Below are 20,845 nucleotides of genomic sequence, written 5' to 3' on the forward strand. Positions count from 1 at the left end.
CCTGCTTGTTTCGCAGAAAATTTGGAGCGACACACGAGGTTCGAACTCGTGACCTCAACCTTGGCAAGGTTGCGCTCTACCAGCTGAGCTAGTGTCGCCTCACTTTGTATGCGTTTTTCAGTTCAGTTTGTGTTGAAAGAAGGTTGCGCTACTTTCTACACCAACACTGAGCTAGTGTCGCCTCACAATAACTTTTTAACCTGCTTATTTCGCAGGGAATTTGGAGCGACACACGAGGTTCGAACTCGTGACCTCAACCTTGGCAAGGTTGCGCTCTACCAGCTGAGCTAGTGTCGCCTCTCTTTGAGTGCGTTTTCAGTTCAGTCTGTGTCGAAAGAAGGTTGCGCTACTTTCTACACCACACTGAGCTAGTGTCGCACTTATCAAATTCTTTTGTTCACTTCTCACCGGAAGCGAGGGCGCATTATAAGGGAAATTCCCTACTCTGCAACCCCTCAAAAAGAAATTTGGCGCAAGTGCTCAAATTTTGAAAACTTCGCGGCGATAATAAGCCAACTCAGCAATGGACTCTCGAATGTCATCCAAGGCTAAGTGGGTGCCCTGCTTACTAAAGCCCTTTAAAGTCTCAGGTTGCCAGCGGCGCGTCAACTCTTTAATGGTACTCACATCCAGATAGCGATAATGGAAGTAATTTTCCAGCTGCGGCATCTGCTTATAAAGGAAGCGACGATCTTGGCCAACACTATTACCGCAAATTGGCGACACGCCAGCAGGCACCCACTGCTTGAGAAATTCAATGGTTTGAGCTTCAGCTTCTGCTAGAGATACCGAGCTTTGCTTCACTCGCTCTGTCAACCCACTATTACCATGAGTTGTCGTGCACCACTCGTCCATCTTCGCCAGTTCGTCATCACTTTGATGAACCGCAATCACCGGTCCCTCCGCCAGCACGTTAAGCTGTGCATCCGTCACTATGGTGGCAATCTCAATGATGCAGTGCTGCTCAGGGTCCAGCCCAGTCATCTCAAGATCGATCCAGATCAGATTGTTTTCATTCGCCGACATCGGTGATTTACCTCAAATCCAGTATTTTTAATGTATTGGGTGTATCATAACTGTTTTGGTTCTCTCTGCCACGCCGGTGCCCCGGTGATGGCCTGAGCAAGGTTTAAACAACGCGTGAGCAAAGGCAAAAAGAAACTAACGAAAGGCCAGATTCGCCGAGTGCGCGCGAATCAACAAAAGCGCCTAAAGCGGCAAGAGCCCGAATGGGACAACGATCAGCTTGGCCCACAACAAGCAGGTAAGGTGATCAGTCGCTATGGTCAGCACGCCGACATCGAAGCCAGCGACGGCACCATCCATCGCTGTAACCTGCGCCGCGCCATCGGCAGCATCGTCACCGGCGATGAGGTTGAGTGGCGTCAAGGAAAAGAGCACCTTCATGGCATCAGTGGTGTCGTCGAAGCCGTGCACCCACGTCGCAGCGAGCTCAGTCGCCCAGACTACTACGATGGCGTTAAAGTGGTGGCCGCGAACATCGATCAGATCTTTATTGTGTCGTCAGTAAAGCCTGATCTATCCAGCCAGATTATCGACCGCTATCTGGTGGCAGCCGAAGACACCGGCATCCCTCCGGTTCTGGTACTGAACAAAATTGACCTTCTTGATGAAGAGAGTCGCCAAGAAGTCGATGAGATTTTGGCCCCCTATCAGGCCATCGGCTACCCGATGTTTCTCGTCAGCAGCCATACCGGCGAGGGCGTTGACGCACTAACCTCCTACCTGACCGACAAAACCAACATTTTTGTGGGCCAATCCGGCGTTGGCAAATCCTCGCTTATTAACGCCTTAATGCCAGAGCAAGATCTGGATGTTGGGGCCATCTCTGAAGTGTCGGGTCTAGGCCAGCACACCACGACGACCTCCAAGTTGATGCACTTTCCTCAAGGTGGCGAACTCATCGACTCCCCCGGAGTTCGCGAGTTTGCACTCTGGCATCTGGAGAACGAACGGGTGACATGGGGCTTTAAAGAGTTCCGAGAATGGATGGGACAGTGCAAATTCCGCGACTGTAAACATCAAGATGATCCTGGTTGTGCCTTGCAACAAGCGGTAGAACAAGGAAAAATTAGCCAACAACGCTTTAACAACTACCATCGAATCCTTGAGACGATGGCCAGCGATCGCCCCACTCGTCAGAGTAGCGATCCCCTAGCTCGAAAGTAATTTAAAGGAATTCTCGTGTCACTGGACAAGCTAAAAGTTAACTTGCAGTACATTATGCCAAAGCACGCCCTGTCTCGTTTAGTGGGCAGCTTTGCGGCGTCAGAATCCGGCGCATTAACCACCGCATTCATTAAGTGGTTCATCAAACGCTACAACATCAACATGGAAGAGGCGCAAGAGCCTTCCCCTGAAGCCTATCGCACTTTCAATGAGTTCTTTACTCGGCCGCTGAAACCTGGCCTGCGCCCAATCGCCGAAGACAAAGACATTGTTATCCAACCGGTGGACGGCTGCGTAAGCCAAGCTGGCGCCATCGAAAATGGTCGTCTGTTCCAAGCCAAAGGCCATGACTACAGCCTGCAAGCGCTGCTAGCCGGAACCCATGAAGATGAAGCCAAGTTCATGGATGGTGATTTCACCACCGTGTACCTGTCGCCGACCGACTATCATCGGGTGCATATGCCGATGGCTGGCACCCTACGTAAAATGATCTACGTGCCTGGCGATCTGTTTTCGGTAAATCCACTGACCACCGCCAACGTTCCTGGCCTATTTGCCCGCAACGAACGCGTTGTCACTATCTTCGATACTGAACAGGGCCCAATGGCCATGGTGTTGGTGGGTGCCACCATCGTCGCCAGCATCGGTACCGTCTGGGCAGGCACCGTCACTCCACCAACCGGTCCACAGGTGCACAGCTGGGAATACCCCGCTGAAGGTGACAACGCCATCCACCTTGAAAAAGGCGCCGAACTGGGCCACTTCAAGCTTGGCAGCACCATCATCGCCCTGTTTGGTAAAGACATGTTGGAGAAGTTTGACGACGACTTCACCCCTGGAGCGACCACGCGCCTAGGCAAGCCCATGGCGAAGCTAGACTAAAAAAAGCCAAGCCTATGGCGAAACTAGACTAGTCAACAATCAAGCTGATCGCCATCTCGAACCTAAAGTACGCCAAGGAGCTCTGCTCCTTGGCGCCGTTTTATCTCAACAACAAGGTTGCAAGGAGTGCGCAAATTGTCCTCTGCCAATCGCCTCAAATCTGCCTCTGAAGCTGCCAGCTCCCTATTGTCTCCCCTGTTGCAATTGCACCTAGCAGTGCTGCTATTTGGAGGCACCGCTCTGTTTTCCAACCTGCTGCCTCTGCCTGCCACCGACATCACCACTTTTCGAGCAGCCATCGCCTGCATTGCGCTGTCGCTGTTTACCCTAAAACGTCGGGGTCACCTCAAGCTGCAACGAATGTGGGACTACGGTGTCATCCTTATATTGAGCATTCTGGTTAGCAGCCACTGGGTGACCTACTTTGCCGCCATGCAGTTTGCCAACGTCGCCATCGGCATGATCGCCTTTTTCACCTATCCGGTAATGACGGTGGTCGCCGAACCACTGCTCAACCGCCGCGCCATCCCACTCAAAGACTTAGCCAATGGATTGATGGTTCTCATCGGCATTGCATTGCTGATGCCAGTCCCTTCACTGAGCAATGACACCACAGTTGGCGTCGCACTGGGGGTATTGTCCGCAGCGCTGTTTACCGCCAGAAATCTCGTGCAAAAACGCTACTTCTCCGGCTACGATGGCGCCACAACCATGAGCTATCAAACTGGATTGGCCGCTTTGTTACTGTTGCCATTCGTAACTCACTCCCCGACCGAACTCAGCAATTACCATCTGGGGCTACTGTTGCTATTAGCCTTGGTCTTCACCGCCCTTCCCCATGCCATGATGGCACAGTCATTGCGGCAGCTCAGTGCCAAAACCGTCAGCCTAGTTGGGTGCCTTCAGCCATTGTATGGCGTCAGTTTGGCGGCAGTGATTCTTGGGCAACTGCCCAATTTACAAACCTTAATCGGCGGCACTTTGGTAGTGGCTGCAGCATTGATTGAAACTCAACAAAGCCGCAAAACCCATTAAGCTGGGCGCCCCGAAAAAGGCCGCTCTGGTATTACCAGTCCTAGAAAGCAAAATATTGGTGTAAGTTGCGCTTAGAAGAGGTATTTTCTCTAGTTCGAGTTAGCTACACTACTCTTACACCTTTACTGTTTCTCTAGCCCTGCAGTTCGATATCCATCATGTGGCGTTTTTTTGTTTTTTGCTTTGCCCTAATTTCGATCACCAGTGTCGAAGCCAATCCGCTCTCCCTTAAATCCACCATTACGGGTGGCGGTACCCCACAAGGCCCTCTCACCGTAGAGCAGTGGCAACAAGCCACGGCGCTTGAACAACAAAAAGCCCACCAATACAAAACCCAGCTGGATGAATTTGCCGTCCAGCAACAGCAGATTCTCAATCAACTGCAGCAGCCTCAACGGCTTCCTCTCGACGCCACCCAATCGGTAAGCCAACAGCTGTCGCTGGCACACAACCTGCTGGCCGAACTCAAGAGCAGCATCACCAGCCTGTCCAGCAAAGTTCAGGAGCTCAGAAGCCGTATCGACGCCATTCCAGGTGAGCTGGAGATGGTGGAGTCCCAGCAAAAGCTAGCGGGTAAAGACGCCAACGTCATTCCCGAACGTTTAACCTTTCTCACCCAATGGCGAACCACCTTGTCACTGGAGAAGGAGAGCCGTCCGCTGGAGCTGAAACTGACCCAATTGAGACAAAAGCTGGTTCAAGCGCAATTGGCGGCTCAAGAGCAACTGATTGAAGCCCTAAACGACAAAGCCAACCAGCAGCGTCGCCAGCAAAGCCAGCAAGCCATTGATGCCAGTAAGCAGCAGGATGGACCCGCTCAATTTGATGAGCACGACCCTCTGCTTAAAGACAACACCAAATTGGCCCAACAGCTGGCTTTGATCAATCAAGACACCGAGCGTCTGGTGATTTTGCAGCAAAAGGTCGAACAGTATTTCCAACTGCAGCAACAACAACTCACCAAGATTAAAGATCAGTTCGAATGGATGGGACGTGACGCGACCTTTGGTGGCAGCTTGCTCAAACGCCTGCGTCAGCTGGAAGGGCAGCAGCAACTGCCAGCCATTGATGACGACCTAACTCAATCGAGGCTGCAGAAGTTCGATATCGAGCAGCAGCAGTCGGATATCCAATATCTGATCAACCAAAATCCAGATGATCCAAGAATGCCCCTATGGCAGCAGCAGGACCAACTGCTGAATCAAGTACTTAGCGCTTTGGATCAACAGATGCTGGAGTTGTCTCGACTCAACCAAGCACGATTCGAAGCGGCCGAACAAGAATCCACGCTGAAACAGCTGATCTCTGAGCGGCTTTTTTGGCTCCCCAACGCCCGAGCTATCGATCCTCAATGGGTCACTCAGGTTTTTGGAAGCATCAAATGGCTGTTCACCACCGAACGCTGGCAGGAGCTTGGCCATGCCATTGATGCCAATAAACTGTGGTGGCAGCTGTGGTTAGTGTTGATGGTATTCGCCTTGGTCTTCCAAGATCTGATGCGCAAGCCATACCGTTTGCTACGAGCCCATCAAGCCAAATACGTGGGTAACGTAACCCACGACCGCTTTTCAGACTCTTTGAAAGCGCTGGTTGCCGCCTGCGCCTACAGCTTAATTGTGCCAGCGCCTCTATTTGCCGCCAGTTGGCAACTGTACAACCAACTGCAGTTCCCCTTTGCTCACGCCATCGGAGCGGGATTGTTAGCGGGAGTATTCCTCTACTCCATCTATTGGCTGGTTCACCAACTCAGCCGTCCCGATGGCCTGTTTATTGCCCATTTCCGTCGCCACCCTCCACTGGTGGAGGAAAACACCAAATTCCTACGTAAGCTGCTGTTCACGGCCGCACCTCTGTTGATGCTGGTTCGCTTGTGTCAGGAGAGTGAGGTGCCACTGCTGCACAACAGTTTAGGGCGAGCCGCGTTTTTGATTTTCTGCGTGCTGTTGGCTCGGGCCTATTGGCGCATCATTCGCATTGTCGATGAATACCACCGCCACCACACGCAATCCCGTCCAAACCAGCATCTGTTAGAAAGATTGATCTGGGCTCTGTTGGTGATCGTGCCCCTAGGATCGCTGCTGCTTTCCGCAATGGGCTACTATTTCACGGCATTCACGCTGCTGACTCAGGTACAGCTGACGGTGCTATTGGCCATAGGCTTTATGCTGGTGCACCTGATGGTGAAACGTTGGATGCTGATTCAGCGACGTAAGCTGGCCTTTGACCGCGCCAAGGCCAAACGAGCAGAATTGCTGGCTCAGCGAGAGCGCGGCGAAGGCAATGAACCGCTGGAACCGGTGGAGGATCCTCAGATCGATCTGGACACCATCTCAACGCAATCCCTTGGTTTGGTGCGCTCACTGATGAGCCTAGGCTTTATCTTGACGCTGCTCGCTGTATGGAATCAAACCCACCCAGCGGTGTTTAGCTCACTGGATGGCATTGTGCTGTGGACCAGCTCCGAGGTGATCGGCGGCATTGAGCAAGTGGTGCCCATTACCCTGCTGTCGGTCTTGGCTGGAGGCATTATTCTGGCCTTTACCTTTGTGACTGCCCGTAACCTACCAGGCATGTTGGAGCTGGTGCTACTGCAGCGCCTCGAGCTCACACCAGGCACCGGCTTTGCCATCACCACCATCAGTCGCTATCTGGTATTGATGCTTGGCTCTATCATCGCCTTCTCTACACTGGGAGTGGCTTGGAGCAAGCTACAATGGCTGGTCGCCGCACTGTCCGTTGGCCTGGGCTTTGGTCTACAGGAGATCTTTGCCAACTTCATCTCCGGCCTGATCATCCTATTTGAGAAACCCATTCGCATCGGCGATACCGTGACCATCCGCGATCTGACCGGCAGCGTCTCTAAAATTCAAACCCGTGCCACCACCATCGTCGACTGGGATCGCAAAGAGATCATTGTGCCCAACAAAGCCTTTATTACTGAGCAGTTGGTCAACTGGTCTCTGTCTGACGCCATCACTCGAGTCACCACCACGGTCGGGGTGGCTCGAGACAGCGATCCAAAATTAGTGGAAGCACTTTTGCATCAAGCGGTAAAAGAGAACCCATTCTCGCTGAGCAACCCGGAGCCGGAGATCTACTTCTCTGGCTTTGGGCCCCATACCCAAGAATACGAGATTCGCGTCTACACCGACGAGATGGGCAAGCGCTGGCCACTGCGTCATGAACTGCATCAACAGATCACCAAGAAGTTTAAAGAGGCTAAGGTTGAGCTGGCTTACCCTCAGATGGAGATCGCCATTAAGAGCAAGGCTGAAATGGTGGATGCCACCGGCAGTCTGATTCGATAATCGAACAGTAAGTCTAAGGACGGAATACGATGTTGGTAATCGCCCACCGAGGAGCCAGTGGACTGGCTCCAGAAAACACCCTGGCAGCCATGAGTAAAGCCATTGAACTTGGTGCCTGCGCTATCGAACTCGACGTTCACTGCGTGGAGGGAGAGCTGGTAGTTATCCACGACCGCTGGCTGCAAAAACACACCGATGGCCATGGACTGGTACATCAAAGCACGTTGGAGCAGTTGGCCAAGCTGGACGCCGGTCAGGGTCAACGAGTGCCAACACTGTGGCAAGTTCTCGAACAGGTCGCCGGACGTTGCGATCTCAATATCGAGCTCAAAGGCCGCAACACCTCGGATGCCCTCATCCCCCTGTTGTCTCGGGCTGAGTCCGAGCTGGGCTATCAGCCTCAGCAGTTTTTGATCTCCTCTTTCAACCACCGCACCCTAGCCAAAGTGAAGCAGCAACGGCCGGATCTGCGTATTGGTGCCCTGATCGCCTGCTGCCCATTACACTACGCTCAATTTGCCGAGGAGCTCGGAGCCTTCTCCATCCACCTTGATGTAAACTTTGCCGAACCAGAGCTTATCGCCGATGCCAAATCCCGTGGCCTTAACGTGTACGTCTATACCGTTGATGAACCTGAGGATCTACTGGAGATGCAGCGCCTTGAGGTTGATGGCGTATTCAGTAACTGGCCAGATCGTGCCCGCGAAACCCTAGGCGTCACTCGATGCCAGCCCGGTAGGGTTTGGGTCTAAACCATGACAACACTGGCGCTTCTAACCCAAGATAACCAAAGCTATCGTGAGCGATTAACCTCGCTAGCACTGCCGCAGCTCGAGCTTATTGATGCCCCTCAGCACGCTGACATCTGGCTCGCGGATCCCAACCTCGCTGCCGAACAGCTGCAACAACTGCCACCACCAAAGTGGTTGGCCTGCACCTACGCGGGCGTCAACGCCCTGCTCAATGCCAAGTTACCTCAAGGCTATCAACTCACGCACATCAAGGGCGTATTCGGGCAGCCGATGGCTGAGTACCTCTTTGGCACCCTGTTGAGTTACCGCCGCCGCCTTCAAGATTATCACCTTCAGCAACAGCAGCGCCTATGGCAAGCCCACGGTTATCAGAGTCTCGAAGGTCAAACCATGGTGATCTTAGGAACTGGAGACATTGGCCAGATACTGGCCAAACTGGCGCGCGCTTTTGGCATGAACACCCTTGGCGTCAGCCAAAGCGGCCGGGCCAACAATCAGTTCGACCAAGTATTGAGTGCCGATCAGCTTCTGCACGCACTGCCTAGGGCCGATGTGCTGGTTTCAATTTTGCCAAACACAGAGGCAACCAATAACCTACTCAATCACCAGACGCTTTCCCTACTGCCCGCCAATTCGGTGCTCATCAATGTGGGCCGCGGCAACGTGGTTGACGAGGCGGCTCTGATCGACGCGTTAGATCACCATCAATTGGCTCATGCCATCCTTGATGTGTTCAACGAAGAGCCACTGCCCAGTGCGCACCCATTCTGGTCGCACCCCAACATCACCATCACCCCTCACGTTGCCGCAGTGAGTCAACCTGGCATCATTGTTCGCCAGTTTGCTCACAACTATGAAAAGTTCATTAAAAATCAGAATCTTGATAACTTGTTCGACTGGCGCAAAGGCTACTAAATGACTTTATGTTCCAATTAATTCGTTTTATATAACCACATAAACTAAGAAACCCCGCACATTTCACCAAACAAGATTGGACGTGATAATTATTATCATTTAGAGTTAGCCTCAATTGTTATTGAGGTTGTTTGTTATGTACGTTTGTATCTGCCATGCCGTCACTGAAGCTCAAGTTCGTCAAGCCGTCTCTGAAGGCGCAACTGACGTAAAAACCTTGAAGCGCAAGTTAGGCGTAGGCAGTGAGTGCGGCCGCTGCATTCAAACCACCTTGGAAGTCATTCAATCCCAACTGGAGATCGAGCCAAACTACTACGAAGTAGCGTAAGGCGATACCTCACCCAATCTGTCGACCACGACATCGGTGTTCGGCGATTTTTTGCTCGCATTTTTTGACAGAGTGCGAGGGCTTTCTATGCTTAATCCAACCCAAGCGTAGAGGCACTGTCATGAAAGTCGATCCTAAAACCATCACCCACCTGAATAAGATTCTCTATAACGAACTGATCGCCATCAATCAGTACTTTCTTCATGCCCGCATGTATAAAGATTGGGGCCTGATGCGAATCGCCGAAAAGGAATATCACGAGTCCATCGATGAGATGAAGCACGCCGACAAGCTAATTGAACGCATCCTATTTTTAGAGGGACTCCCCAATCTGCAGAGCCTAGGCAAGCTTCGCATTGGTGAACACACCAAAGAGATGATCGAGTGCGATCTGGCGCTAGAGATGGATGCCATCCCAGATCTTAGGGTCGCCATCGCCTACTTCGAAGAGAGCCGAGATTTTGTCAGTCGAGATCTGTGTCAGGAGATCCTCAACGATGAAGAGGATCACGTGGATTGGCTGGAAACCCAGCTGGATCTTATCGAAAAAGTGGGTATCGAAAATTACAATCAGGCACAGATGATCGAAGAGGAAGCTTAATCGGGCGTAGCTCGACACCCAAAACAAAAGGGCAGCCAGTGGCTGCCCTTATCGATCTGTCGGATTAGAAGCGAATCACTCCGCCGCCTGCACCTTTGCTGCGGAACCAGTTATCAACCGAGTCAAAACCGTTGCCCCAGCTAAAGCACAGACGATGGTGGCGCCAGATGGCAGATCCCACAACGCCGATGCCATCAGGCCAACACCGTAACCCACAATGCCACAGCCAAAGGCCAACATAAGTGCCTTAGAGCCAGAGTGACGATTCGCAGCAAGGGCTGGCAGAATCAAGCTAGAGAACACCAGATACACGCCGACCAGCTGCACCGAGAAGGTGATCAAAACCGCAAACATTGGGTAGAACGCCTTGCCAGACAGTAGCCCTGGACGCCACAGCCACAATGCCAGCATCACTAAAGTGATCAGCAGCGGCAACTGCAGATCTGGCCAATCCGTCCAAAGAATCTGACCAGACAAAATCTGTTTCAGCTGCTCGCCCCCATGAGGATCGTTAGACAGCACCATCATCGCCACCACGGCTGACAGTACGTATAGGCAGCCAATAAGCGCTTCCAATTCGCTCCTAAATCGACGCTCAAGTCCAGCAATCACCCCGGATCCAATCAGAGCAAATAGAGCAGGCATCCATACCTGACTGCCGGGCATCTCAGCGAGGTGGTGGTTGGTTCCAGCGACAACGGCACCTAGGGCCGCAATCTGAGCCAATGCCAGATCGATAAAGATAATGCCACGCTTAAGTACCTGTCGTCCGAGCACCACATGGGTAGACAACACCAACAACCCCGCCATCAATGCCGGCAAGATGATGGAAACCATGCTCAAACTCATCATTACTTCTCCGCCGCAGCCGCTAACAGGTCAGCAATGACCTTGTCGTAGAGCTCAAACAGGGTATCGATACCATCCACACCAGGGCCAAATGGCAGCTGCAATGCAGGTACACCGGCACGCTTACTCAACCAGTTGGCACCCCGAGAATCCTGATAACCGGTGTAGATGATTGCCATCGGCTTGTTGGTTTCAGTTAGCTCAAGCAAGCTCGCTAGGTGCGAGGTAGTTGGTGGTAAGCCCGGCTTGGGCTCCAGATCGCCGATCTGCTCCATGCCTAGCCAATCGAATAGGTACAGATAGCTGCTGTGATAAGCCACCACTTTCTGCCCTTTCAGTGGCTGCGCCTGCTGAGCCCACTTCGATTCAGCCTGCTGCCAACGCTCACGGAAATCCGCAAGTTTCTGTTGGTAAACTGCCTTAGAGCTGGGATCAAGCAGGATCAATTTGGCGGTAATCGCCTCAGCAATCTGCTCAATACGAGTGGGTGAAAAGTGGAAATGCGGATTACCGCCAGCATGAACGTCGCCCATACTGCGATCGACCTTGTCCAGCTTACCCAATGCATCCACTACGTCAGCAGCATAAAGCACGCCTGGCTGACCATCGCGAACTTTGGGGTTGTTGGACTTCATCTGCAACATAGGTAACCAGCCGATCTCCAACTCCGAACCGGCACAAATCATCAGATCCGCGCGGCGAAGTTTTGCGATCAAACTGGGACGGGCCTGAACATGGTGAGGATCCTGAAGTGCCGAGGTGGCGCTGTAGATGGAAGCCTCTGGCGCCAGCTCAGTTGCCAGTGCCGCATATTCCGGTTCACAGGTGAAAATATTCAGTGCCTGCGAGGGCAGCGACATTGTCGCTGCCATCAAGCACAACAGAAGCTTAGAACTGGTGCGCACCGTGAGCTCCTATTGCCATGTTGAACTGCAAAGAGATGATGTGATCGTCTTTGCTTTCAAACAGGTCGTCTTTCTGATTGGTGTACTGAAGGCGAACGGTGGAGAAGTGGCTGTTGTGCCATGCAATCATCGCTTCAGTCTCTTTCAGCTTGGCATCTTCGTAGTGGGTGTGGAAGTGATCGCCGTGAGCTTCTTCATGAGCCATGGCTGCACTTAACTCACCGTAGCGAAGACCCATAGACCAACGAGGACTCATCTGGTAAACACCGGACACATACCAACCGTCATAGCTATCAGGGATGTTCTCTTCACCACCTTCCTCTTCGAAAGGTTTGTCTAGGTACATGTACTCAGCAGACAGGGTGAAGTGTTGATTTTTAAAGTTACCGTTTGGTGCCCACTTGTAGACCGCATCAAAGGCATACAGGTTTTCACCGGTGAACGAGGCGTTGTGGCTATGACCTGCGTGATCGTGGCCCTCTTCAGCATGCTCTTCACCTTCGTGTTCCTCATGCTCTTCACCTTCATGTTCATCATGCTCGTGCTCATCATGATCAAGGTGACCAACGCCATTTTCATTGCGCATCCAAGACAGGCCAACCTGCCAGCTTGAAGAGGCGCTCAAGTCACCACCCAGCTTGGTGTACAGGTGATAGATGCCCACAGATTCGGTCTCTTCCAGACCAGAAGCCGCCAATTTACCACCATCAAAGCCTTCAACACCCACGGTCCAGTACAGATCCGTTGGCGCAACCCAGTTAACGCGCAAACCATCATCGAAATAGTGGTTGCCCAAGAAGGCACGATAGATCGCAGGACGCTCAACGAATGAATCAGTGTGCAGGTGCTGGTTGTTCAGATAGCCAAGATCCGCCATGAATCGACCGGCACGAATGCTAAAGCCAGCAGGCAAACCCATGGTTTGGATAAAGGCTTCTTCAAGCTCAGTTTCCGTTTCGCCATCGTGGCTTTCCAGCACTGCGGTCATCTTACCGTAGAACTGATCATCGATAGCGCCGCTGATGGCCAACTCGGTTTCGCCCAGCCCAAAGCCATCTTCACGACGCCCAAGAGCACGGTCATTGTTCTGATAATAACCATCAAGAATTACACTGACGTTAGGCATCTCTACCGCTAGAGCAGGAACGGAAGCGGAAGACAGCAGCACTCCAGCTGCAACAAAACGTGATTTCATAATTTTTCCTAAATAACACAGAGCCTCGCAACGAGGCGATAAATCAAAAAGTTAAGTTGTTTAAAGTAATGATCGGTATCTAAGTGATATTTAGGATAGAGGGGGGCCGCGGATGGTCGGCGCCGCTTGATAAACCTCAGGGGGAGTAGGCTGAGGCACATTGAGTACCTCCAGCAATGGGGCTGGTGCGGCGATGGTTGGTAGAGAAGGCTTCAGCGCATGTTGCTGATGATCCCCGTGAAAACAGAGACCACAACCAGTCACCGTTTGGTGCTTCTCGAAATGCTGGACAGCATGAGCTGGGCCCACTAGCGTTAACGCCAGTAGCCACCCTATCATTAATTTAATGAAAATCGCTCTACGGTCCATGAGATCCAGAGATTGTTATTAGATCGTGACGATGATAGGCGTTTACGTGGATCTAATTCAACGACTTAGCTAACAAAAAATTTTTCTGTTTATGTCAGGCTCGGTCAACGGTGAAGCCAACCACCTGATCAATGTGGTCGACCCCAAGAGCCAGCATCACCAGACGGTCGATGCCAAGGGCCACCCCAGCGCACTTAGGTAACCCCTGTTTCAAGGCCTCAATCAATCGATAATCAATGGGGCTTTCCGCAACGCCCATCGCCTTTCTCGCTCGGTTGTCGGCTTCAAAACGGGCCAGCTGCTCGTCAGCATCGTCCAGCTCGAAAAAGCCATTGGCCAGCTCAATGCCTTGGTAATAAACCTCAAACCGACGAGCAACACGAGCATCATCAGGGCAAATTCGAGCCAAGGCTGCCTGATTGGCAGGGAAATCACACACCATGCAGGGACGCTCAATGCCGATTTTTGACTCGACAACCATGCTGAAGATCATCTGCTGCAGCGGAGCATGGGTACTCTCCTGCATCGCCACGTCACCTAGGCCATGTTCTACAGCCAGCGCTTGCAGCTCAGCCACCGAGGCGGTTAATGGGTCAAGACCGGTGACCTGCAAAAACGCCTGTTGGTAACTTAATCGCTGCGGCGGTTGGCAGCCAAGCACCAACATCAGCAGCTCTGCCACCTCATTCATCAAGTCTCGGTCATCAAACCCCACCCGATACCACTCCAACATGGTGAATTCCGGGTTGTGGTAACGACTGTTCTCTTCATTACGGAAGCTCTTACCTATCTGGTAGATGCAGCCGGAGCCAGCGCACAACAAGCGCTTCATATGAAACTCTGGTGAAGTGACTAAATGCAAAGGCATACCTTGAGACGCCCCAGGCCCCACAAAGGTTGTCGCAAAGCTGCAAAGATAAGGATCGGTGACCGCCGCCGAGGACATGGCAGGCGTGTCCACCTCCATCACCTGACGCTGGGCAAAGAACTGGCGAATTTTTGCAATGATTTCGCTGCGCTGGCGCAACTGGGAAATCGACGCACTGGGCTGCCAAGACATGATTTAAACCTCATTTGCCGAGCTTGGATCTCCAATACAACGGCATGAAACCAAAAAAAGTGGGCCTAAGCCCACTTCTTCGCTCAAGTAAGTCGAGATTACTTACGAACGCGTTCTACGTACTCACCGGTGCGAGTATCTACTTTTACCACTTCACCAATCTGGATGAACAGAGGTACACGCACGACAGCGCCGGTAGACAGAGTCGCTGGCTTACCGCCAGTACCTTGAGTGTCACCCTTCAGACCAGGGTCGGTCTCGGTCACTTCCAGCTGTACGAAGTTTGGTGGAGTTACCACGATTGGGTTTTCGTTCCACACGGTGATGGTGCACACGTCCTGCTCCACCAACCACTTCTCAGAATCACCAATCGCCTTGGCGTCAGCAGCAATCTGCTCAAAGGTGTCGTTGTTCATGAAGTGCCAGAACTCGCCATCGCTGTACAGGTAGGACAGTTCATGATCCATCACGTCAGCCGCTTCAACAGTCTCACCAGACTTGAAGTTCTTTTCCAAAGACTTACCACTGATAAGCTTACGGATTTTAACGCGGTTGATCGCCTGGCCTTTGCCAGGTTTGAATACTTCGTTTTCGATAATGTTGCACGGCTCGCCATCCAGCATTATCTTAAGGCCGGAGCGAAAGTCGTTCGTTGAGTAAGAAGCCATTTATTTTCTCTTCCAACAGGTCAATTTGACGTCTAACGGTAAATGATAACCCGAATCCCCCAGAATTTACACGACTGCTGGCAACAGGAGTTGGCGCAAGCCTACACAGATCCCAAAAAATTGCTCGAAGATCTCAATTTAGATCCTTCTGACTTCGGTAATGCCCTCGAAGCACGCAAGTTGTTCCCCATGCGAGTCCCTCGCCCCTTCGTGGCGGCGATGACTCCAGGAGATGCCAACGATCCGTTATTGGCGCAGGTGTTACCAGCCGCCGAAGAGTTTATTGCTACCCCTGGATACAGTGCCGATCCGCTGGAGGAGCAGGATAATCAACAGCCCGGAGTGCTGCACAAATATCGCAGCCGTGCTCTATTGATGTTCAAAGGCGGCTGCGCCGTCAATTGTCGCTACTGCTTCCGCCGCCACTTTCCCTATGAGGAAAACCAGTTAACTCGAGAGGCGTTAAACCAAGCTTTGGAATATCTTGAGGCTCAGCCAGAGCTCAATGAGGTGATCCTCTCCGGCGGCGATCCATTGATGGCCAAGGACAATCAGCTATTCAAGCTGATCGAGCGCCTAGAGACGATGCCCAACATCATCCGCCTGCGTATCCACAGCCGACTGCCTGTGGTGCTGCCCTCACGGCTAACCCAAGCCTTAGCGGATCGCCTAGCCCAAAGCCCTCTGCAGATCATTTTGGTATTGCACTGCAATCACCCCAATGAGATCACCTCAGGCTTAAGCTTGGGCATCAATCGTCTCAAGCAAGCCGGCGTCACCATACTGAATCAGTCGGTGCTGCTAAAAGGGGTCAATGACGATGTAGACACGATGGTGGCCCTCAATGAGAAGCTGTTTGCCAATGGCATTCTCCCCTACTACTTGCACCTACTGGACAAAGTGCAAGGAGCGGCCCACTTTGATACCAGTGACGATAACGCTCGAGAACTGATGGCGGGCATGCTGGCTCGACTGCCCGGTTTCCTCGTTCCACGACTGGTTCGTGAGCAAGGGGGCAAAGCCAGCAAAACCCTCATCGATCTGCAGCTGTCGTAACCCAAAGCAATTTTTAGTACCATCGGCGAAACTTTTTAGGGAGCTTCGCCGATGAAAGTCCTGTGGGTAACGGACATTTGGGGCGTTCACAGTAGCCAGAACGCCGAATTTGAACAGCTGAAATCTCAAGTTGAGCAGTGCGAGCGGCTCGACCCTTACGCTGGGCAGCCCTTCGTTTTCGATGACGAGCAGCAAGCGTACGACTACTTTCAATGTCGTTGCAGCGCGCCAGGTTATGCCGAACTGCTGCGAAAATGGCTCGAAAAACACAATGAGCCAGTGATCCTGCTTGGGTTTAGCGCCGGTGCCAATGCCATCGCCAGCACGCTCACCAACCACCCGTTTCCTCAGGTCGTCGGCACCATTTTGATCTACGGTAACCGACTGCCTGAACTTCAATCACCCCTAACGCAGCCAAGCCACCTGCTACTTTGCAATCAAGATTCAGGGGTTAACGAGTGGCAGCCTCAATGGCCAGCACAGTTGCAACACTCCAGTTTGGGCCATGGCTTTATGAACCCAAGATGCCCCAACTTCGATCAAGCAGGGGCGGCGAGCGCCTGGAGTTGGGTAGCCGAAACGATTAAGGCGTTGGCGTAGGGCAGCGCTGCTGCCAGCAATCCGTCACTTTCACGCCCATTGCAGTTAACGCCTTTGGAATGCTGTGCTGGCCAACTAAATGGCCAGCACCGATGATCACAAAGAGGTTAGCCGGCTCTGCAAGCCAACCTTTAAGGGTTGCAGACATACTCTGATTACGATCCAGCATCAACACCTGCCACGCATGGGGATCGCTGGCCATCTCCTCCTCGGTTAGCTTGGCGAGCCCCTGATGATCACCACTGCGCCACGAGTTGATTAACTCCTCCACATCGATGGGCTCCATCGCCGCTTGCAACATCTCCAACTGAGTTTGTCGAGGCAGTGAATCGAACATATCTAACTGGAACTTCATGCCCTCCAGCTCACGAATCGGCTTAACCTCAGCTTTACTGCGAAAGTAGCTCTCAACACCGCTTTGAGCGTCATAGCCTGACTCGGCCATGATGGCCATCGCCAGCTGCGAGCTTAATATCCATGGCGCCAATTGCGTATGGCACTGCAGTCCCTTCTGTTGGCAATACTGATTCAGTTCTGCCTCTACCTGCTGCGGCAAAGGTTCATCAGCAAGCAAGTAGGCCTGCATCAGGCTCGCAACCTGAGGCGATTCAGTATCGGCTTCTAATGCCAATGCATCGGCCTGAAGGTATGCATCCTCAATCATCTTCGGGAAGGGGTAAAAATCCGCCTTACCCACATGAACAGAACCGAGTAGCCAAGCATGCCCCTCAGGGCCTTCAACATAAAAGAACGGTGGTCTATCGGTCGTCGCTGCACAGGTTTGCCAAGTTACTAGCACCAATAACCACAAAAACTGTTTCATCAATTAATGACTCCATTCAAATCTTGGCAAAGCGCGCCACAATAAGGATAATTTCATTTTAGTCAGTCAACTCATACACAAGAGGCTAACCATGCCCTACTCGAAAGTGATCGAGCAATTCAAAGCTGCCTTTCAGCAAGCCTATCGCCAAGTCGTTGATGCCGATGCCCAGCTAGACCAACTCCAGAAAGAGGGACACGGTAAATTTGATACTATTTTTAATCAAGACCAAGGCTTTACCACCAAAGCTAACCGCTTTATGCCCTACCTTGAAGAGGTGGTTGGAGATTTTGATAACTTTGAGGCCTCACCTTCCGATGAGAAGCTGCCAGCCTTAGTGGCCAAACTCGAGCAACTGCTGGCCACTCTGGCACAGTTTAAGGGCTCGTTGAAGCAATAGAGTGCGCCTCCACCTGCCAAGGGTACCCTTCAGGATCGTGAAAAACGATGCCTGAAGCGGTATCGATAATCCCCATGCCTTCGCTGTGTAGGCGAGCCTTCAGCGGCGCCAAGAAGCTTTCATACACCCTCAGCCCGACAAAGCCACAACTGGCATCCACCCGATATTCAAAATTGGGTTCATCCTCCCCCTTCCAAATATACTGAAGCTCAAGCACCGTCGAGGTTAATGTCACCTCTGTGGGCGACCTCACCCCCTGTCGAGACTCAGGGTAACCCACCAAATAGTGGGTGGCTCCATGCTGAAATGATGACTGTTCTAACAACAGATTAAACCCCAAAGTACGGCGATAGAACTGCAAACTCTGTTGTGGGTCTCGAACCCGCAAAGATACCCGCTGCACCGATGCGTGCTCCCAAGGTTCGCTCTTCCCTGTTGTAAACATGGCGTCATATTCCATTAGGCGGATGCAGTGACCATCGGGATCCAGCAGGTTGCGCTGCGACGGCTCGATGCAGGGAAGCAGTTCGTGACCTAATTGATTGAGTCGATAATAAGCAAACTCTATCTCAGGCACAGCAATAGCGAGATGGCTGTATCCCTGGGTCACATCTTGGGGGCTGGCGACACTAAGAGCGGGCTCGTTGTTTCGCCGCTGCTCCAGCAAAATTCCGGTACATAGCGGAGAATTTGGGTATTTTAGAAAGGCTGTTCCTGACTCAGGGAACAGAGTTACCCTGCTCATACCAAGATGAGTTTGGTAAAAATCCACGCTCCGTGGCAAATTTGTGACCCTTAACCGAATGGCATCAATCACAATACATGTCCTATGTGACTATTCGTCCAACCTATCCAATTGTAGGTAATATCTCACAAATTGCTCAGAGAGTGACTATGACTAGCACATAAAAAACGGCCGCTTGTCGGTGGCCGTCTCAACGACTCAGGCTTGCTATTTATTCAGTTCGTGACGCCAACACGTCAGGAAGATCTCGTTTGCTCCAGCGCTCAATCATAGACAGCTCATAATGCAGCGCGTCGTTCTGATATCGCAGACTTGAGCTGGCATTTTCAAAGTTCAAGTCCTTAATCTTCACTTCACCGCTATCAAGCAGCTGTTTATTCTGGTCCAGAAGCGCCCACTGAAACTCAATCATTGGTGGATATACGCTCTTCACGATTCGAATATCGCTTGCCGAGGCGCCAAAGGAAGGGCGAACATCCCCAGCCAGATCCAGATTAGTCACGGTGATGGTGAGCTGTTCTCCGTCTTTAAGCAGACCGCTCAGACGTTTTTGGAACTGCTTCCCCAAGGTGGCAAACACATGATTTTCATAACGCTCCTGAATTCCAGAGCTGGCCTCGACATCGCGGAACTCATCCGGATTTTGCCATACTACGGTGACCGGGCCATCCTGTGTTGGCCACTGCTGCTCGGCCGTCTCCGCCATCGCCCAAGGGCTCAATAGCAACAATATCGACCACACAATTTTCTTCATAGTGCTCCCCTTGTTCGGACTCAAATAAATGGTTTCACCCTATTAGAGCAACTTGCGCAAAAAAAATTCAATCAAAACACTCAATTATTTGCACCTTGACAGAAAAGCAATACTAAACAACACCTTTAGAATAGCTTAATTGCGTGTGGCGATAAAATTTCCAAAGCTCACCTATCCTGTGAGTCGCAAAAAAGCCGAGCGAACGGAGGCACTCGGCTTGAATCGGAGACGGTCAAAATTCGCAAGGTACCTTGCTTGGCATTACTAAACCAAAGTGGCGCCCGCAAACGCGCCGATAGGAGCAAGCACATCCAGCTTGGCCAGCGTTTGTGCACTGAGCTCTACACTCAATGAGCCTAGATTTTCATCGATACGCGTTGTTTTGCGACTGCCCGGGATTGGGATGATGCTGTCGCCTTGGGCAACCAACCACGCCAAAGCAAGCTGCGCAGGGGTAATGCAGTACTCGGCCGCAATGGCTTTGATCGCTTCCAGTCGAGCTAGGTTATTGGTGAAGTTTTCCCCCTGCATCTTAGGGTTGTTGTTTCTAAAGTCATTTTCATCCAACTTCTCCACCTTGCCTGTCAGGAACCCTGCCCCCAAGGGTGACCAACACACTACGGCAGCGCCAATCTGGTTTACTGCCGGCAGAATCTCCAGCTCAGCTTCTCTGCGGAACAGCGAGTACTCATACTGCACTGCGGCAATAGGATGGATCTCATTGGCCTTTAACACCTGCTCAGCAGTAACGTTAGACAGACCGATGGCTTTAACCTTCCCAGCTCTCACGGCATCCGCCATCGCTCCGACGGTTTCCTCGAGTGGAGTATTCGGATCGAGATAGTGGGCGTACAGCAGATCAATCTGCTCTACCCCAAGACGTTCGAGGCTGTTATCGATAGCTCGGGCAACGTACTCCTTGGTGCCGTTAATGGTCAGTGGGAAACCCCAGCCAGTATCTAACTGACTGCCACTTTGACCCTCTTCAAACACGATGCCAAACTTAGTGGCAATGTAAGGCTTCACTTTGGTTTTCGCCATCGCCTGCTTGATTAAGTCTTCATTATGGCCTGCGCCATAGGCATCGGCGGTATCGATCATCATGCCCTGCTCAATGGCGTGCACTAGCGTTGCTACTGCGGCGGCGTCATCACTGTCACCGTAATAGCCCTCCAACCCCATGGCGCCGTACCCAATCTGCTTAATGCTGGCAAAGTTGCTGATAGACATCGTTATTCTCCACGTTAATGATTGAACGGCGCACTCAGCGGCGAGCCTTAACTTGATGCTGAGATTAGCAGCACCCAGCAGGGCAAGATTGAAGATTGTTGCTTCGGGCTTGGTAGGAAATTGCTTGGAATAACATTGGAGCAGAGAAACGACAAAGGCCACCGTGAAGGTGGCCTTTTC

At 52.0% G+C, this 20,845-nt stretch carries 21 protein-coding genes and 2 tRNA genes; 11 read left to right on the forward strand and 12 right to left on the reverse strand.

Translation table 11 applies throughout. The annotated features are described in order from the left end of the window. Positions 1-22: 22 nt before the first annotated feature. The 3 genes from FCL42_RS13680 to orn all read right to left on the reverse strand — a co-directional run bounded on the left by FCL42_RS13680 (position 23) and on the right by orn (position 1,026). Positions 23-98 (reverse strand) — tRNA-Gly (locus tag FCL42_RS13680). Positions 99-221: 123 nt separating this feature from the next. Continuing rightward, a tRNA-Gly gene (locus tag FCL42_RS13685) sits at positions 222-297 on the reverse strand. A 183-nt stretch (positions 298-480) separates the two neighbouring features. After that, positions 481-1,026, reverse strand: coding sequence for an oligoribonuclease (gene orn, locus FCL42_RS13690; RefSeq protein ID WP_136863989.1), 546 nt, complete (start codon positions 1,024-1,026; stop codon positions 481-483). Between the two features lie 114 nt (positions 1,027-1,140). Here orn and rsgA point away from each other — a divergent pair, with 114 nt between their 5' ends. From rsgA to bfr, 8 genes are all read left to right on the forward strand, one after another. Next, positions 1,141-2,190: a small ribosomal subunit biogenesis GTPase RsgA gene (gene rsgA / locus FCL42_RS13695; protein WP_136863990.1), complete on the forward strand. Its 1,050-nt coding sequence runs from the start codon at positions 1,141-1,143 to the stop codon at positions 2,188-2,190. A gap of 21 nt (positions 2,191-2,211) precedes the next feature. Next, the gene (asd, locus tag FCL42_RS13700) at positions 2,212-3,072 is read left to right on the forward strand and encodes an archaetidylserine decarboxylase (protein WP_136864104.1); all 861 of its coding nucleotides are present in this window, start codon (positions 2,212-2,214) and stop codon (positions 3,070-3,072) included. Positions 3,073-3,207: 135 nt separating this feature from the next. Continuing rightward, positions 3,208-4,107 carry a DMT family transporter gene (locus FCL42_RS13705; protein WP_229359869.1) on the forward strand — a complete coding sequence of 300 codons (900 nt, stop codon included), beginning with the start codon at positions 3,208-3,210 and terminating at the stop codon, positions 4,105-4,107. 158 nt (positions 4,108-4,265) lie between these two features. Further along, positions 4,266-7,415, forward strand: coding sequence for a mechanosensitive ion channel domain-containing protein (locus tag FCL42_RS13710; RefSeq protein WP_136863991.1), 3,150 nt, complete (start codon positions 4,266-4,268; stop codon positions 7,413-7,415). A 29-nt stretch (positions 7,416-7,444) separates the two neighbouring features. Continuing rightward, entirely contained in the window at positions 7,445-8,167 is a 723-nt protein-coding gene (locus FCL42_RS13715) for a glycerophosphodiester phosphodiesterase (protein WP_136863992.1), read from the forward strand. A gap of 3 nt (positions 8,168-8,170) precedes the next feature. After that, complete coding sequence (locus FCL42_RS13720) at positions 8,171-9,082, forward strand: D-2-hydroxyacid dehydrogenase (RefSeq protein WP_136863993.1); 912 nt, start codon at positions 8,171-8,173, stop codon at positions 9,080-9,082. Between the two features lie 136 nt (positions 9,083-9,218). After that, on the forward strand, positions 9,219-9,410 hold the full coding sequence (locus FCL42_RS13725) for a (2Fe-2S)-binding protein (RefSeq protein WP_136863994.1): 192 nt from the start codon (positions 9,219-9,221) through the stop codon (positions 9,408-9,410). 121 nt (positions 9,411-9,531) lie between these two features. Continuing rightward, complete coding sequence (gene bfr / locus FCL42_RS13730) at positions 9,532-10,011, forward strand: bacterioferritin (RefSeq protein WP_136863995.1); 480 nt, start codon at positions 9,532-9,534, stop codon at positions 10,009-10,011. 75 nt (positions 10,012-10,086) lie between these two features. Here bfr and FCL42_RS13735 read toward each other — a convergent pair whose 3' ends face one another. From FCL42_RS13735 to efp, 5 genes are all read right to left on the reverse strand, one after another. Beyond that, positions 10,087-10,863 (reverse strand): metal ABC transporter permease, encoded by a 777-nt coding sequence (locus tag FCL42_RS13735; protein WP_136863996.1) that lies wholly within the window; start codon positions 10,861-10,863, stop codon positions 10,087-10,089. Beyond that, complete coding sequence (locus tag FCL42_RS13740) at positions 10,863-11,765, reverse strand: metal ABC transporter solute-binding protein, Zn/Mn family (protein ID WP_456071351.1); 903 nt, start codon at positions 11,763-11,765, stop codon at positions 10,863-10,865. The genes FCL42_RS13735 and FCL42_RS13740 overlap by 1 nt, the downstream gene beginning before the upstream one ends. Then, complete coding sequence (locus FCL42_RS13745) at positions 11,749-12,960, reverse strand: hypothetical protein (RefSeq protein ID WP_136863997.1); 1,212 nt, start codon at positions 12,958-12,960, stop codon at positions 11,749-11,751. Before FCL42_RS13745 ends, FCL42_RS13740 begins: the two co-directional genes overlap by 17 nt. 463 nt (positions 12,961-13,423) lie before the next feature. Beyond that, a complete protein-coding gene (gene epmA, locus FCL42_RS13755) occupies positions 13,424-14,389 on the reverse strand; it encodes an elongation factor P--(R)-beta-lysine ligase (protein WP_136863999.1) in 966 nt (321 codons plus the stop codon). A gap of 98 nt (positions 14,390-14,487) precedes the next feature. Beyond that, on the reverse strand, positions 14,488-15,057 hold the full coding sequence (efp, locus tag FCL42_RS13760; RefSeq protein ID WP_136864000.1) for an elongation factor P: 570 nt from the start codon (positions 15,055-15,057) through the stop codon (positions 14,488-14,490). 42 nt (positions 15,058-15,099) lie between these two features. On the opposite strand from efp, the gene epmB reads away from it, so the two are divergent. Together epmB and FCL42_RS13770 are read left to right on the forward strand one after the other, a co-directional pair. Next, positions 15,100-16,113, forward strand: coding sequence for an EF-P beta-lysylation protein EpmB (gene epmB / locus FCL42_RS13765; protein ID WP_136864001.1), 1,014 nt, complete (start codon positions 15,100-15,102; stop codon positions 16,111-16,113). 51 nt (positions 16,114-16,164) lie between these two features. Then, a complete protein-coding gene (locus FCL42_RS13770; protein WP_136864002.1) occupies positions 16,165-16,713 on the forward strand; it encodes a dienelactone hydrolase family protein in 549 nt (182 codons plus the stop codon). Here FCL42_RS13770 and FCL42_RS13775 read toward each other — a convergent pair. Further along, on the reverse strand, positions 16,697-17,536 hold the full coding sequence (locus FCL42_RS13775; protein WP_136864003.1) for a TraB/GumN family protein: 840 nt from the start codon (positions 17,534-17,536) through the stop codon (positions 16,697-16,699). The two genes, FCL42_RS13770 and FCL42_RS13775, sit on opposite strands and share 17 nt — an antisense overlap. 91 nt (positions 17,537-17,627) lie before the next feature. Here FCL42_RS13775 and FCL42_RS13780 point away from each other — a divergent pair, with 91 nt between their 5' ends. Then, positions 17,628-17,936 (forward strand): prephenate dehydrogenase, encoded by a 309-nt coding sequence (locus FCL42_RS13780; protein ID WP_136864004.1) that lies wholly within the window; start codon positions 17,628-17,630, stop codon positions 17,934-17,936. On the opposite strand, the gene FCL42_RS13785 is transcribed toward FCL42_RS13780, so the two are convergent. From FCL42_RS13785 to FCL42_RS13795, 3 genes are all read right to left on the reverse strand, one after another. After that, positions 17,914-18,753 carry a VOC family protein gene (locus FCL42_RS13785; protein WP_169308396.1) on the reverse strand — a complete coding sequence of 280 codons (840 nt, stop codon included), beginning with the start codon at positions 18,751-18,753 and terminating at the stop codon, positions 17,914-17,916. The two genes, FCL42_RS13780 and FCL42_RS13785, sit on opposite strands and share 23 nt — an antisense overlap. 139 nt (positions 18,754-18,892) lie before the next feature. After that, entirely contained in the window at positions 18,893-19,435 is a 543-nt protein-coding gene (locus tag FCL42_RS13790) for a DUF3016 domain-containing protein (RefSeq protein WP_136864006.1), read from the reverse strand. Positions 19,436-19,699: 264 nt separating this feature from the next. After that, positions 19,700-20,665: an aldo/keto reductase gene (locus FCL42_RS13795; protein ID WP_136864007.1), complete on the reverse strand. Its 966-nt coding sequence runs from the start codon at positions 20,663-20,665 to the stop codon at positions 19,700-19,702. Positions 20,666-20,845 lie beyond the last annotated feature (180 nt).

This window comes from Ferrimonas aestuarii, assembly GCF_005116665.1.
GTDB lineage: Bacteria > Pseudomonadota > Gammaproteobacteria > Enterobacterales > Shewanellaceae > Ferrimonas > Ferrimonas aestuarii.

Coding starts and splice junctions, on each gene's coding strand:
- orn (WP_136863989.1), bottom strand. CDS start 1,026: ATGTCGGCGAATGAAAACAATCTGATCTGGATCGATCTTGAGATGACT.
- FCL42_RS13710 (WP_136863991.1), top strand. CDS start 4,266: ATGTGGCGTTTTTTTGTTTTTTGCTTTGCCCTAATTTCGATCACCAGT.
- FCL42_RS13715 (WP_136863992.1), top strand. CDS start 7,445: ATGTTGGTAATCGCCCACCGAGGAGCCAGTGGACTGGCTCCAGAAAAC.
- FCL42_RS13720 (WP_136863993.1), top strand. CDS start 8,171: ATGACAACACTGGCGCTTCTAACCCAAGATAACCAAAGCTATCGTGAG.
- FCL42_RS13725 (WP_136863994.1), top strand. CDS start 9,219: ATGTACGTTTGTATCTGCCATGCCGTCACTGAAGCTCAAGTTCGTCAA.
- bfr (WP_136863995.1), top strand. CDS start 9,532: ATGAAAGTCGATCCTAAAACCATCACCCACCTGAATAAGATTCTCTAT.
- FCL42_RS13735 (WP_136863996.1), bottom strand. CDS start 10,863: ATGATGAGTTTGAGCATGGTTTCCATCATCTTGCCGGCATTGATGGCG.
- FCL42_RS13745 (WP_136863997.1), bottom strand. CDS start 12,960: ATGAAATCACGTTTTGTTGCAGCTGGAGTGCTGCTGTCTTCCGCTTCC.
- epmA (WP_136863999.1), bottom strand. CDS start 14,389: ATGTCTTGGCAGCCCAGTGCGTCGATTTCCCAGTTGCGCCAGCGCAGC.
- efp (WP_136864000.1), bottom strand. CDS start 15,057: ATGGCTTCTTACTCAACGAACGACTTTCGCTCCGGCCTTAAGATAATG.
- epmB (WP_136864001.1), top strand. CDS start 15,100: ATGATAACCCGAATCCCCCAGAATTTACACGACTGCTGGCAACAGGAG.
- FCL42_RS13770 (WP_136864002.1), top strand. CDS start 16,165: ATGAAAGTCCTGTGGGTAACGGACATTTGGGGCGTTCACAGTAGCCAG.
- FCL42_RS13775 (WP_136864003.1), bottom strand. CDS start 17,536: ATGAAACAGTTTTTGTGGTTATTGGTGCTAGTAACTTGGCAAACCTGT.
- FCL42_RS13780 (WP_136864004.1), top strand. CDS start 17,628: ATGCCCTACTCGAAAGTGATCGAGCAATTCAAAGCTGCCTTTCAGCAA.
- FCL42_RS13790 (WP_136864006.1), bottom strand. CDS start 19,435: ATGAAGAAAATTGTGTGGTCGATATTGTTGCTATTGAGCCCTTGGGCG.
- FCL42_RS13795 (WP_136864007.1), bottom strand. CDS start 20,665: ATGTCTATCAGCAACTTTGCCAGCATTAAGCAGATTGGGTACGGCGCC.